13 protein-coding genes are annotated in these 13350 nt (G+C 61.8%); 9 read left to right on the forward strand and 4 right to left on the reverse strand.

Going from position 1 to position 13350, the window contains the following annotated elements; all coding sequences use genetic code 11:
- Positions 1–28: 28 nt before the first annotated feature.
- Entirely contained in the window at positions 29–1156 is a 1128-nt protein-coding gene (serC, locus tag M3G14_RS11275) for a phosphoserine transaminase (RefSeq protein ID WP_259926632.1), read from the reverse strand.
- A gap of 202 nt (positions 1157–1358) precedes the next feature.
- On the opposite strand from serC, the gene M3G14_RS11280 reads away from it, so the two are divergent.
- From M3G14_RS11280 to M3G14_RS11300, 5 genes are all read left to right on the forward strand, one after another.
- Positions 1359–2672, forward strand: coding sequence for a citrate synthase (locus M3G14_RS11280; protein ID WP_259926640.1), 1314 nt, complete (start codon positions 1359–1361; stop codon positions 2670–2672).
- A gap of 139 nt (positions 2673–2811) precedes the next feature.
- The gene (locus M3G14_RS11285) at positions 2812–3171 is read left to right on the forward strand and encodes an FKBP-type peptidyl-prolyl cis-trans isomerase (RefSeq protein WP_070764787.1); all 360 of its coding nucleotides are present in this window, start codon (positions 2812–2814) and stop codon (positions 3169–3171) included.
- Between the two features lie 10 nt (positions 3172–3181).
- Entirely contained in the window at positions 3182–4018 is an 837-nt protein-coding gene (locus M3G14_RS11290) for an aldo/keto reductase (RefSeq protein WP_259926633.1), read from the forward strand.
- A 366-nt stretch (positions 4019–4384) separates the two neighbouring features.
- Positions 4385–4663 (forward strand): DUF485 domain-containing protein, encoded by a 279-nt coding sequence (locus M3G14_RS11295; protein ID WP_259926641.1) that lies wholly within the window; start codon positions 4385–4387, stop codon positions 4661–4663.
- Between the two features lie 3 nt (positions 4664–4666).
- Positions 4667–6316 (forward strand): cation acetate symporter, encoded by a 1650-nt coding sequence (locus tag M3G14_RS11300; RefSeq protein ID WP_259926634.1) that lies wholly within the window; start codon positions 4667–4669, stop codon positions 6314–6316.
- 272 nt (positions 6317–6588) lie between these two features.
- On the opposite strand, the gene M3G14_RS11305 is transcribed toward M3G14_RS11300, so the two are convergent.
- Together M3G14_RS11305 and M3G14_RS11310 are read right to left on the reverse strand one after the other, a co-directional pair.
- The gene (locus M3G14_RS11305) at positions 6589–7290 is read right to left on the reverse strand and encodes a hemolysin III family protein (protein ID WP_259926635.1); all 702 of its coding nucleotides are present in this window, start codon (positions 7288–7290) and stop codon (positions 6589–6591) included.
- Between the two features lie 69 nt (positions 7291–7359).
- On the reverse strand, positions 7360–8172 hold the full coding sequence (locus M3G14_RS11310; RefSeq protein WP_259926636.1) for a DUF1906 domain-containing protein: 813 nt from the start codon (positions 8170–8172) through the stop codon (positions 7360–7362).
- Between the two features lie 210 nt (positions 8173–8382).
- Between M3G14_RS11310 and M3G14_RS11315 the strand changes: the two genes are divergently transcribed.
- From M3G14_RS11315 to M3G14_RS11670, 3 genes are all read left to right on the forward strand, one after another.
- Positions 8383–8991: a DUF3558 domain-containing protein gene (locus M3G14_RS11315; RefSeq protein ID WP_259926637.1), complete on the forward strand. Its 609-nt coding sequence runs from the start codon at positions 8383–8385 to the stop codon at positions 8989–8991.
- A gap of 1251 nt (positions 8992–10242) precedes the next feature.
- A complete protein-coding gene (locus tag M3G14_RS11665) occupies positions 10243–10695 on the forward strand; it encodes a hypothetical protein (RefSeq protein WP_311201379.1) in 453 nt (150 codons plus the stop codon).
- The gene (locus M3G14_RS11670; RefSeq protein WP_311201380.1) at positions 10695–10862 is read left to right on the forward strand and encodes a hypothetical protein; all 168 of its coding nucleotides are present in this window, start codon (positions 10695–10697) and stop codon (positions 10860–10862) included. The genes M3G14_RS11665 and M3G14_RS11670 overlap by 1 nt, the downstream gene beginning before the upstream one ends.
- Before the next feature lie 522 nt (positions 10863–11384).
- Here the strand turns inward: M3G14_RS11670 and M3G14_RS11330 are convergent.
- Positions 11385–11981 carry a helix-turn-helix domain-containing protein gene (locus tag M3G14_RS11330; protein WP_311201381.1) on the reverse strand — a complete coding sequence of 199 codons (597 nt, stop codon included), beginning with the start codon at positions 11979–11981 and terminating at the stop codon, positions 11385–11387.
- Between the two features lie 52 nt (positions 11982–12033).
- Between M3G14_RS11330 and M3G14_RS11335 the strand changes: the two genes are divergently transcribed.
- Positions 12034–13113, forward strand: coding sequence for a GNAT family N-acetyltransferase (locus tag M3G14_RS11335; protein ID WP_259926639.1), 1080 nt, complete (start codon positions 12034–12036; stop codon positions 13111–13113).
- Positions 13114–13350: the final 237 nt, after the last annotated feature.

Genomic DNA, 13350 nt, shown 5'->3' on the forward strand with positions numbered 1-13350 from the left:
TCACCCCAGCCTATCGCACCGCGCGTCGTTACTGTTGGCCCACGCCCTGGGCAAGCAGCCAATCGATCGCCTTGGTCAGCGTGGTGACGTCCTGGGCGTCGATAGCCGGGAACATGCCGATGCGCAGCTGGTTGCGGCCCAGCTTACGGTATGGCTCGGTGTCGAGGATGCCGTTCTCGCGCAGGGCCTTGGCCAGCTGCGCTGCGTCGACACGCTCGTCAAAATCGATGGTGCCGACCACCAGGGAGCGCTGCGCCGGCTCCTTCACGAAGGGCGTTGCCAGTTCGTGTGCGTCCGCCCAGCCGTACAGGGCCTCGGCGTTCGCCGACGTGCGTGCCACCATGCCCTCCAGGCCGCCGTTCTCGTTCATCCACTTGACCTGGTCGGCGAGCATGAGCAGCGTCGCCACGGCAGGGGTGTTGTAGGTCTGGTTCTTGCGGGAGTTGTCCACGGCCGTCTGCAGGTCCAGGAAGGCGGGGATGAAGCGGCCGGAGTCCTTGACCTTGGCAATGCGCTCGATTGCGGCCGGGCTCATTGCGGCCAACCACAGGCCGCCGTCGGAAGCAAAGCACTTCTGCGGGGAGAAGTAGTAGATGTCAGCTTCCTTCATATCTACGGGCAGCCCACCGGCGCCGGAGGTGGCGTCGACAAGCACGAGTGCGTCGGTGTCCGGGCGCTTGACCGGCACCATCGCACCCGTGGACGTCTCATTGTGGGCCCACGCCACGACATCGGCCTGGGTGCCGTCGAGCTCGGCGGGGGAGGGGGCGGTACCCGGCTCCGCCTCAACGCGCTGTGGTGCATCGAGCCACGGGGCCTTTTCGGAAGCCTTGGCAAACTTCGAGGAGAACTCACCGAAGGTAAGGTGAGCCGATTGCTTTTCGACGACACCGAACGTCGCCGCATCCCAAAACGCGGTTGCCCCGCCCAGCGACAGTACGATCTCGTAGCCCTCTGGGAGGTTGAAGAGCGAGGAGAGACCCTCACGGACCTCGCCGACGAGGTTCTTTACGGCCGGTTGGCGGTGCGACGTGCCGATGATGTTGGCGCCGCGAGCGATGGCGTCGAGCTGTGCCGGGCGGACCTTGGAGGGGCCGCAGCCGAAACGGCTGTCTGCCGGCAGGAGGTCGGAGGGGAGAGTGGGGAAAGAGCTCATGAAAACCTACATCCTCAGATTTAGAAAGAAACTGCGTTCGCTTGTGCAGTGCATAATATTATGCACTCTGCATGAGTGTTGTGTGGCCACTTTCCCTCAGATGTGGTGTTCTGGGCCGTGCCTGGGGCTTGTCATGCGCGTCACAAACTTTGCTACGATGGCTTAGGTAATTCTTCGGCGATGGCCGGATACAAAGTGAGCAATCGTGGAAAGGCACATTGTGGCTTCTGAGAACAAAGAGAAGGCGGTACTCCACTACCCGGGTGGCGAGTACGAGATGGACATCATGCAGGCTTCCGAGGGCAACGATGGCGTAGTCCTCGGCAAGATGCTGGGTGAGACCGGCCTGGTGACCTTTGACCCGGGGTACGTCTCTACCGGCTCGACTGAGTCGAAGATCACCTACATTGACGGTGACGCGGGCATCCTGCGCTACCGCGGCTACGATATCGCTGACCTGGCAGAAAACGCGTCCTTCAACGAGGTTTCTTACCTGCTGATCCGTGGCGAGCTGCCGACCACCGATGAGCTGGAGAAGTTCAACACCGAGATCCGTCACCACACGCTGCTGGACGAGGACTTTAAGGCGGCATTCAACGTCTTCCCGCGCAACGCGCACCCGATGGCCGTGCTGGCTTCCTCGGTGAACATTCTCTCCGCGTACTACCAGGACCAGCTCGACCCGCTCGACGAAGAGCAGCTGGACAAGGCTACCGTGCGCCTCATGGCCAAGGTGCCGATGCTGGCGGCGTACGCGTACCGCGCGTCCCAGGGTAAGCCGTACATGTACCCGGACAACGCGCTGAACGCGCGCGAGAACTTCCTGCGCATGATGTTCGGTTACCCGACCGAGCCGTACGAGGTTGATCCGGTCCTGGTCGATGCGCTGGACAAGCTGCTGATCCTGCACGCAGACCACGAGCAGAACTGCTCCACCTCCACCGTGCGCATGATCGGTTCCGCGCAGGCGAACATGTTCGTCTCCATCGCGGGCGGCATCAACGCCCTGGCTGGTCCGCTCCACGGCGGCGCAAACCAGGCTGTGCTCGAGATGCTCGAGGACATCAAGAACAACCACGACGGCGACGCCACCGACTTCATGAACCGCGTGAAGAACAAGGAAAAGGGCGTTCGCCTCATGGGCTTCGGCCACCGCGTGTACAAGAACTACGACCCGCGCGCCGCCATCGTGAAGGAGACCGCACACGACGTGCTCGAGCACCTGGGTGGCGATGAGCTGCTCGACCTGGCGATGGAGCTCGAGGAGATCGCGCTGAAGGACGACTACTTCGTGTCCCGCAAGCTGTACCCGAACGTGGACTTCTACACGGGCCTGATCTACCGCGCCATGGGCTTCCCGACCGACTTCTTCACGGTCCTGTTCGCCATCGGCCGTCTGCCGGGCTGGATCGCCCAGTACCGCGAGCAGCTGGAGATGAACACCAAGATCAACCGCCCGCGTCAGATCTACACCGGCTACCAGAAGCGCGAGTTCGTTCCGCGCGACCAGCGCTAGGGTAACCCCCAGGTAGCTGCGCCGAATACCCGCCAAGGACGGGATTTCCCTTATACTTTGGGGAAACCGTGCTTGGCGGTTTCGCATTTTCACGCGAGTTTGTACTGAAGAAGTTTGTACTTAAGGAGTATTAACACCCATGGAAAAGCCCACCATCACCATCCCCGATGCGCCAGCGCCGACCGACTTGGTTGTGAAAGATCTGGTTGTCGGCGAAGGCGCTGAAGCGGTGGCAGGCGGCTACATCAAGGTGCACTACCTCGGCGTGGATTACGCAACCGGCGAAGAATTCGACTCCTCCTGGGACCGCGGCGAGGTTGCGGAGTTTCCGCTTGCCGGCCTGATTGAGGGCTGGCAAGAGGGTATCCCAGGTATGAAGGTGGGCGGGCGTCGTGAGCTCATCGTGCCGCCGGAAAAGGCCTACGGGCCGGCTGGTGGCGTGAGCGCACTCTCCGGGCGCACGCTCGTTTTTGTCATCGACTTGCTTGACGCAAATTAAGGAGGCTGCGATGCGCATCCCTGTCACCACACTCAACGATGGGTACGATTTCCCGCTGCTCGGTCTGGGCACCTACAAGCTTGGTCCGGAAGACGTCGAGGTTGTCCTGCGCCGTGCAATTGAGCTGGGGTATCGCCACATCGACACGGCGGCGCTCTACGGCAATGAGGAGGCCGTCGGCAAGGCGATTGGCGACGCTATCGCGGCCGGCGACGTGACCCGCGAGGACCTGTTCGTGACCACGAAGTTGTGGAACGACGATCAGGACCGGCCGGCTGCCGCGTACCAGGATTCGCTGAAGCGTCTGAACCTGGAGTTCATTGACCTGTACCTGGTGCACTGGCCGTGGCCGCAGCGTGGCTTGTACGTCTCTGCATTTGAGGAGTTGGTCCACCTGCAGGGGATGGGGCAGCTGCAGTCGGTTGGCGTGGCGAACTTCTACCCGGAGGTGCTGGATGGGATTATCCAGGCCACCGGAGTCACCCCGGTACTGAATCAGGTCGAATTGCACGCCGGCTTTACGCAGCAGGAGCTGCGCGACTACCACGCGAAACATGGCATTGTCACCGAGGCGTGGGCGCCGCTGGCGCGCGGCAAGAATTTCGACGACCCGGCGATCGCCGGCGTAGCCGCTAAGCACGACGCCACGCCTGCGCAGGTGGTGCTGGCCTACCTGTTGCAGATGGGCGTCTCGGTGGTGCCGAAGACGGCGAACCCGAAGCGCCTTGAGGAAAACCTCGGCGCGCTCGAGGTGTCGCTGGATGCGGAGGATATCGCCGCGCTCGACGGCGTGCAGGGCGAGCGGATGTCGGGCGATCCGCTCACTTTCCCCGGCGACGTGCACTAAGTCTCGGGCGTGCGCCTGGTGCACGCGAGGGCCTATCTCTTGGAGGTAGGCCCTTTTTTGCTGCGAGTTTCCGTGCAGCTCTCCCGAGCGGGGGTGGTCGTATGATCATTAATTCTTCCTGCTAATCACGCGTTTTGGGGGTGGGCGTCACTCTTTGGTGCGATGTGTCTAAAACAATCATTCACGCCCCTGGTGTGGGGTAGGTAACATGCGTGGTGTCGAGTTGCAGGCAGCACACAGTATTTTGGGTGTGCGTGTGCAGCGAAGCATTCGAGAACTTGTACACGACAAGAAAGGATCGAAGCCGTGACTGGATCGACTTCTATCCCACAACGCCGGGAACCAACTCCGGAAGAATTTGTGGCGATGCAGCGCAGCCCGGAGTTTCAGGACCTCCGTAAAACCTTCCGCGGATTTACCTTCCCCGTGTCGGTAGCGTTTTTCCTGTGGTTCCTGGTCTTCGTGGTCGTCGCCACGCTGATGCCGGAGGCGATGGCAACTCCGTTTTTGGGCCTCAACGTCGGGCTTTGGCTGGGGCTGGCCCAGTTCTTCACCACGTTCCTGATCACCTGGATCTACGTGAAGTGGGCGAATAAGAACCTTGAGCCGCGTGCGGCTCGCATCCGAGAAGAGATGGAGGGCTAAACGATGCAGGACATAATCCTCGCGGCGCCAGAAGCAGCAGGCGCCGGCAACCCGCTCCTGAACATCGCGGTGTTCGCGATCTTCATCGTCGTCACCCTCTACGTGGTGACTCGCGCTGGTAAGACTACGAGCGAATCGGCTGATTTTTACACGGGCGGCTCCTCCTTTAGTGGTACCCAAAACGGTCTCGCTATTGCTGGTGACTACCTCTCCGCCGCGTCCTTCTTGGGCATTGTGGGCTCGATTGCACTCAATGGCTACGACGGCTTCCTGTACTCCATCGGCTTCTTCGTGGCGTGGCTGGTCGCCCTCCTGTTGGTGGCGGAGCCGCTGCGTAACGTCGGGCGCTTCACTATGGCGGATGTGCTGTCCTTCCGCCTGCGCCAGAAGCCAGTGCGCGTCGCCGCTGCTTTCGGCACACTGTTCGTGTCGCTGTTCTACCTCATCGCGCAGATGGCGGGTGCCGGCTCGCTCGTCTCCGTGCTGTTGGACCTGCACGGCTTTACCGCGCAGGCCATCTGTGTCGCGGTCGTCGGCGTGGTCATGATCATTTACGTCCTGGTCGGCGGCATGAAGGGCACCACTTACGTGCAGATGATCAAGGCGGTGCTCCTCGTCGCCGGTGTTGCGGTGATGACCGTTCTGGTCTTCGTCAAGATCCGCGGTGGCATGGGCACGCTTTTCGACGGTGCGATCGGCGCGCACGCCGCGTCCGACTACATCGCCGCACAGGGCTACGAGGCCTCTGAAATTATGAAGCCCGGCCTGAAGTACGGCGCGACGCTGACCAGCCAGATCGACTTCATCTCTCTGGGTGTGACCCTCGTTCTGGGTACCGCGGGCCTGCCGCACGTGCTCATGCGCTTCTACACCGTGCCGACGGCGAAGGAAGCCCGTAAGTCTGTGACCTGGGCCATCGTGCTCATCGGTGTCTTCTACCTGTTCACCCTGGTGCTCGGCTACGCTGCCGCAGCCCTGGTCGGCCCGGACCGCATCCTCGCGGCGCCCGGTGGTGCGAACGCCGCGGCACCGCTGCTTGCCTTCGAGCTCGGCGGCTCCCTCTTCATGGCGCTGATCTCTGCTGTCGCCTTCGCGACGGTGCTTGCGGTGGTCTCCGGCCTGGCCATTACGGCTTCAGCCTCCATCGCCCACGACGTGTACGCTTCTGTCATCCGTGATGGTGAGGCTTCTGAGGACGAGCAGGTCCGCGTCTCCCGCATCACCGTGGTGATCTTGGGTATCGTCTCGATCATTCTGGGCATCCTGGCGATGTCCCAGAACGTGGCCTTCCTGGTGTCCCTGGCATTTGCCATCGCGGCGTCCGCCAACCTGCCGACCATCCTGTACTCCCTGTACTGGAAGCGCTTCAACACCACCGGCGCGGTCGTGTCCATCTACACCGGACTGATCTCGGCGCTGCTGCTGATCTTCCTGTCGCCGGCAGTCTCCGGCGCAGAGACCGCCATGTTCCCGAACGCCGACTGGTCCATCTTCCCGCTGACCAGCCCGGGCATCGTGTCCATCCCGCTCGGCTTCCTCGGCGGCATCATCGGCACCTTCCTGGGTAAGCCGGACAACTTCGAGGAGAAGCAGGCGGAAATGGAAGTCCGCTCGCTCACCGGTGTTGGCGTGGAGGCCCCGGTCGACCACTAATCCGGTTCCTGCGTACGCACTGTTGTAAGCACCGCCCCGGCCTTCTGGTTGGGGCGGTGCTTTTGCGTGGCTTGGTATTCGTGGCTGGGTCTGCGCGGCTTGGTCTGCGTGGCTGGGGCTGTAAAAGGAGCTAGCTCCATTTAGACAAACAGCGCAGAGCCGAACTGGGATTTTATGCCGGCCGCAACCGCAAATGGAGCTAGCTCCGTTTAGACCAGAGTGGTTAGGCCCCCAGAGCAGGCCCCCAAGACAGCCCCGCCGCGTCGAAAGGCCTACCCGGCCTGCACAACGACGAACCAGATAGCCACCAGGTGGCAGATTGCCGCAGCGACGGTCGCGGTGTGGAAGTGCTCGTGGTAGCCGTAGTAGCGAGCGCTGCGCCCGGGCCACTTGAACCCGTAGACGAGCGCGCCGAGCGTGTAAATGATGCCGCCGGCCAGCAGGAGCCAGACTACGGCGGGGCCTGCCTCGTGCCACAACGTGGGGATCAGCGGCACGATAATCCAGCCGAGCCCCACGTACACCACCACGTCCAGCCAGCGCGGATGGTTAATCCATACCAGGTTCAAGATCGCCCCGCCGATGCCGCCCGCCCACGCCACGGCAAGCATGAGCGCCGCGGTCGTCGGTGCAAACACAATCAGGCATAGCGGGGTATAGGTTGCCGCGATGAAAATGGAGATGGTCGCGTGATCCGCGCGCCGCCACCACTGCACGGTTTCGGCTCGCTGCCAGGGCCAGAGATGATAGGCGGCGGAGACCCCGAAAAGCAGCACGACACCCGCACCGTAGAGTGTGACCCCGAGCGCCTCGTACCAGGAGATTGTCATCCACGCGAAGGTGATCAGCACCGCCGACGAGAGTGCGGACAGCGCCGCCGCGAAGAAGTGGAACCACCCGCGAATCAGCGGGCGCTCGCCGCGGTCCGCCATGATGTAGGAGCGCTGAATTTGTCCTTCTTTGAGCACCGTCATGATTCTCCCGGGGGTTGCGGCTGTTTCTAGGGAATCACCCTAGCGCTTTTTCGCTTCTCGACGCCGCCCCTACGGCAAGTAACGACGCCAATCAACAGACGACGACAGCTGGCTCGAGCTTTGGACGAGCGCGTTGACGTCGGGAAGCGGCAGCCCGCCCGGTCGCCCTGGGGTCCACTGCCCCCAGTCCGCGGTGTACACATTGTTGATGTCGACCTGCACGCCCTGCACGTTGCCCACGTACTTCGCTTTCTGGTGGATATTGGCGCGTGGGTGGAGTCGGCCTTGGGAACCCCAGTCGTGCTGCCAGAAGAACGTGCCGATGCGGTCCTCGACGCACCACTGGATGACGTTGTAGTTGCCGTACACGCCGGTTCTTAGCCCAGCTGCGCTGAGCGCGAGCTGGAACGCCTGCAGGTACGGACGGATCTGGTTGACGTACTGGTCGCGGGTGGGGTTGTCGTCAATCGCCACGTAGATTGGGCGACCGTTCGGCCCGCCTGCTGCGCGGTGCAGCTGGATCGCCTGCGGGGCGTGCTTCGCCGCGCCCGCGGCACCGGCGTGCCAGTCGGCGGTCTCGGCGCGCCCGAACTGGTAGACCGATGCGGTGGCCAGACCGTTGGCTGCAAAGTCCCGCGTTTCTTCAATGGTGACCGGCTTGCCAAGCATCCAGTTCGCGCCCGGTCGGCGCTGCGAGACGTAGCGCACCGCGCCCATGTGGCCGGCGGCCTTGACAGCAGCGGCGGAGGGCACCCCGGCCGAGTAGTCAATGACGGTGCCGAGGATGCGGCGCTGCGCGTTCGCCGGAGCGAAAGCGCCGGTAGTGGCGGTGGCCGCAGCAGAAAGAGCGGCGGCCTGGAGAAAACGACGACGGTTGAGCACTGTTGGACCTTTCGGGGGAAGAAGGGGGGGAAGCTGTCACATGCGTAACAGGAGTTTCATCTGCTGAATGTAGCACCAGCCTTGGACAGTCGGCTAGTGCAGCTTCTGCGACCGGCGGGATGTAACTCGGTTGCTTTCCGATGGCGCTGTCTGGGCCGGACCACCATAATGGTCACTACTTGAAATAGTTTGCAGCGAATGGGGGAAGGTATGGGGAAGAAGAAAATGCTGCTGATCAGTCTCGGCCTTGCCGCTGTGGTGTTGGCAGGGTGCGCGGGTGAGGCGGTTGAGCCGGTCGCGGAAGTGGCTGATCCTGAAGCGCCGGCGTTTCACTTCGCGAGTGGGACGTTGGAGCTCGGGGAGTTTGACCCGGCCACGCTTGGCGACGACCTCTTCGACCCGTGCACCGAAATCTCCGCAGAGGAGTTCGCGGCAGCAGGGGTGACGGGGGTGGAGCCGGAGCCGATAATCGCAGAGTCGTCGAATGGAATGGCCCTTGGTTGTGATAGCGATCCAATTGACCATGGGATTGACCGAAGCATCGTAAGCTCGCGGACCCCAGCTGCAGGTGTGGCAGAGACAGCAGGATATGAACTGAGTTATCCGGAGACTGAGGTTCGAGATGCCTACCTTATGAAGAATCCAGTAGTTTCTCCGTACCTATGCGCTGCGCAGGTTGACACGACTCGCGGGGCACTTGGCGTAAGTGTTTCGGTGAGCGGCATCAAGAAGGAGAGCATCGACGCCTGTGTCCTCGCATTGGACAACTTGGAGCGTCTGTATAAGGCATCTGTCCAGGAAGCTGCAGAAGAAATGTAGCGGGTATACCACAGAGTCGGTACGCTCTAGCGGTGAGTCATGCATACCGTCGTGACTTCGGGGGCAAATTTAATTTTCTTGGGGGAACAATGAATCAAAGAATCAATCTTGATGTCGAAAGCGTGTTGAATGCTGCCAGGACACTAGAGGGGCTTAGTAACAGCCTTTCGAAAGACATAACTGGCGCTTTTTATGGCGGACTACCTGGTTTTTCGACTGTGTCTGGTTTGGATGGTGTGGGGCGGACGCATTCTCGTGTGTCGTCGGGGTCTGCGCCGGAGGCGAATCGGGTGTTGGGGGAGTGGTTGCAAACGGTTGCTGATGTGCTGCGGGTGAGCGCGGAAAATACCTCGCGTGCTGATGGGTCGGTTGCGGGACTGTTGGGCTCGATTGGTGTGGTGGAGCGTGCTGGTGGTGCTGGTGCGGTTGCTGGGTTGATGGGGCAGACGTTGTCGCAGTATGAGAACGCGAATTCTTTTGCGAATCCTCGCCCGGCGGCGGGTGCGCAAGGATCGCTTCCGGTGTTGCATCAGCAGTTGATGGCGACCCAGGTTGCACAAGCAACGGCTGCGGCGGCGTTTTGGGGTCAGAACGCAGCGTTGGTGCAGTCGGTGGTGGCACAGTTACCGGCGGTAGCCGGCGTGCTTGCGGATTCAGCGGAAACAGCGTTCGTGGCCGGTGCGATCAATAAGCTTGGCGAGGTTTTTCGTGTTGGCCAGGAGTATGTGGCTCGTTCGGTGTTGATGCAGGGCCATGCTGCCGGTCTTGCGCAGGTAGCTGGTGCGGAGCAGGTGTTGGCGCATGGTGCTCTGGCGGTGTGGGCGGGGTTGCCTGGGCCGTCGCGGGCGTTGTTTGAGCAGTCGTATTTGGGCGTGTTTCCGCCGAGGTTGACGGCGTCGTTGCAGCCGGTGGTGCCGGTATTTGATCGTCTGTTGCCGGATTTGGGCTCTATTCCTGGTGATGGGTTTGCGGTTGCGGATATGCCTTCCCCGCAAGCACCGGGGTTTGGTGAGTCACCGTTGCCGCGGACGTTGCGTGATGCGTTTACTGCTGCGGGTCTTGGTGCGTTGGGGCAGGCGGTGACGCCTTCTCAGGTGGTTGGTGAGTATGGGTTGCCCACCCCTGAGGTATTAGAGCAGGTGGCTGCGAAAACCCCTGCTGGTGTGGCTGGTACGCAGGCGGCATCTGTTGGGCTGGGCCAGTTGGCTCCCACGGGTGCGGGTGCAGGTGCTGGGTTAGCACCCGCGACGAGTGCTGGTGTTGGTGGTGTGGGCGCGTTGGGTCAGCCGGGTGCTGCTGGACTTGGCATGCCGGGTGGTGCGGGTGGTGCGGGTGTGGGTGGTGTGCCGCCGACGGTGGCTGCCGGTGCTGGTGGTGCGGGTGTGGGGTCTGCTGGTGGTGTGGCTGGCCCGGTCGGTGCCGGTGCCGGTGCCGGTGCCGGTGCTGGTGCTGGTGGTGGGCGTGGGGCTGGTGCAGGGCGTGGTCGCATGTCGCGTGATGCACACGCCGGTGCTGCTGGTGCGGCGGGTGCTGCTGTTGGTGGTGCGTTGGGTGCTGGTGCGGGCATTGCCGGTGCTGGTATGGGCGCTGGTCGTGGTGTCGCGGGTTTCGGTGCTGGTGTGCCAGGTGCGGGCCAGGTGCCGGGTACGGCAGCGGCGGCTGGTTCCGCTACTGGTGCGGGCGGTGGTCGTGCCGGTGGCGTGATGGCTACAGGTCCGATGGGTGCTGGTGGTCGTGGTGGTCAGGGTAAGTCGCGGGCAAAGGTCAAAGCGGTCACCAGTGCGGTGGAGCGGGATGGGAATTTGGAGGCGTTGTTGGGGCAGTCTCCGCTGGTGTTGCCGACGGTGATTGGCCATAACGTCCGCGAGTAAGGGGCACACATCCGATATGGCGGGCTTCGTTTGGATTCCAGTGAGTCTGCGGCCCCGGACTGCGTAAGGGACCGCAATTCGGACGCGCGGTCGTGCTGGACATGGGGTGTAGAGTCCGCGACGGCGGACTCCTATGTGGAGCTAGCTCCATTTGGCCTTGCACCGCGTGTAAATGCCCTGGTCGCGTCGTGTCGGGCACCGCAAAGGGAGCTAGCTCCATTTGGGTTCACCTCGGTTGGGAAAGTGCAGGTCGCGCCAAGCCGGTTGGTGTATATGGAGCTAGCTCCATTTGGCGCATCATCGGGTCCGCATCCAGTCCGCGGCCGCAGACTCCCAACTCCTTAGAGATGCAGAGGCTCACGACCTATTTCCGCAGCTAAAACAGGGTAGTTTTGTGTACAAAAATTTGGGGACAGTCGAGTAATCCCTAGCCCAGCCACTCCACAACTGGCCCAGCTGAGCTTCCTCTCGCTATTTCTGAGTATTCCTCACACCGCCTCTGCCCGAAATGGGATGGTTCCGTCAAGACAAAAGTTTCTTGATGCCCTCGGAGAGGATTTCTTGTGGGCTAATGTGGTGCGCCGCGTGGAGGCGCGCATAAGTCGGGGCTTGTTCGGGGTCGATGGCAACACGCTTTTCGTCGGGCGCCATGGGGGCCGTCAGGGCGGCGCCGATCACTAGGTTTGATAGCCGGTAGGCAGTTCCCAACGGATCCGGGACTCCCTCTCGCTCGAGGAGGACGCACATGCGCTCAGAAAGCTCCAGGTAAGCAGGGCCCCTGGGCGCGCGCATCCCAATGACCTGACCTGCCCACCGGTGGGTCGTGAGGTGTGTGAAGAAATCTTGCATCAGGGTGGGCAGGTCGGAGGTACGGATCGAGTCCGACATCACGGGGTCGTCTGCAAGCGCTGTATCGAGGGCGAGGTCGAATAGGTCATCGACTGACTCCACGCGGGAGTACAGGCTGGCTGGAGCGACGCCGACTTGTTGAGCCACGGCTCTCATGGTGAGCGCCCTCAGCCCACCTTCGTCCAGCAGTCTGCCCGATGCTCTTGCAACTTCCGCAATATCCACGGCGCGATGGCGTTGCACCGGTTTTCGGTGTTCCCAGTAACTCACCCCACCAGCCTAACCAAACATGCACCTAGCCAAACTATGTTAGTTTTGGCATATGCTGGATGCCACAAACCTCCCGATCACCTTTGAGAACACTCGCCTACGCCCTCTCTCCGAACTAGATGCAGACGCGTATGCAGCAGGCACAAAAGATGAAGCTGTTCGGCGCTTCGCCCACCTGCCCGAACCCGACTACACCCCCGAGTCCGTGCGACGGATGATCCGTGAGGAGGTCGCGACGGGCCTCTCGTCCGGCACGTTGGCAGTCCTCGCACTTGCCGACGCCGAAACCAACCGGTTCGTGGGTTCCATGGTTCTCTTTGACGTTAGCTCCGATGCTGCCGAGGTCGGGTTCTGGATTCATCCCGATGCACGAGGGGATGGACATGCCCGTCGGGGCTTGGAGCTGGCATCACGCTTCGCGCGCAGCAGTGGGCTTCAAACCTTGACGGCACGCACGCTTCCGGAAAACAAGGCCTCCCAGCACTGCTTGACGACGGCGGGCTTCCGCGAGACTGGACAAGATGTAGGAACCACGCCCGCAGGGCATCGCGAGGAGTTGATCCATTACCGGCGCAATCTCGTGTCCACACCCACGTGGCCGTTGACGACAGAACGGCTTCGACTCCGCCTGCATGAGACAGACGATGCCGCATGGCTTCACGATTTGTACTCACGACCTGACGTTGCTCGTTACCTGTTGGACGAGCCATGGACTGTGGAAGTTACCCGTGACAAGCTCGTGGAGCGGCTATCAAAAACTGACCTCGATAGTGAGGCTGCTGCACTTGCACTAGTCATCGAGCATGACGGCACCCCCATAGGAGACGTCGCACTGTGGCTTACAGATAAGGAACACCGCCAGGCGGAGATTGGGTGGGTGCTCCACCCCACGCACGGTGGGCAAGGATTCGCAAGCGAAGCCGTCCGCGCAGTACTTGCCCTCGGGTTTGATCACTACCATCTCCACCGCATCACCGCGCAGATGGATGCCCGTAACAGTGGCTCCGCGGCACTTGCTAACCGCGTTGGACTCCGACTCGAAGCGCATCACGTCCAGGACTGGTTCAGCAAGGGCGAATGGACCGACACCCTTATCTACGCGCGACTCGCCTCCGAGACCATTAGCCAATAAATGGTGTCTGATTTGAAATGAGCGGCGGCCGGACGCTATTAGCGGATAGCGAACTCTAGTTGCGTTTTCGGGCACAGGTCTCGGACGACAGTCCGCGTATATCAGGAAATGCCTCGCCTACTTGTGCAGGAAGAGGCATTGTTTCATGCTTTCGGGGGTTGTTCGAACAATCAAATCTAATTCTTCGAAACCCCGATTTGCGCCCCAGAGAGTGCCCCAGAGAGAGTGCCCCAGAGA

Origin of the sequence: Corynebacterium sp. p3-SID1056 (assembly GCF_025152525.1) — a bacterium.
In the GTDB taxonomy this organism is placed as follows: domain Bacteria; phylum Actinomycetota; class Actinomycetes; order Mycobacteriales; family Mycobacteriaceae; genus Corynebacterium.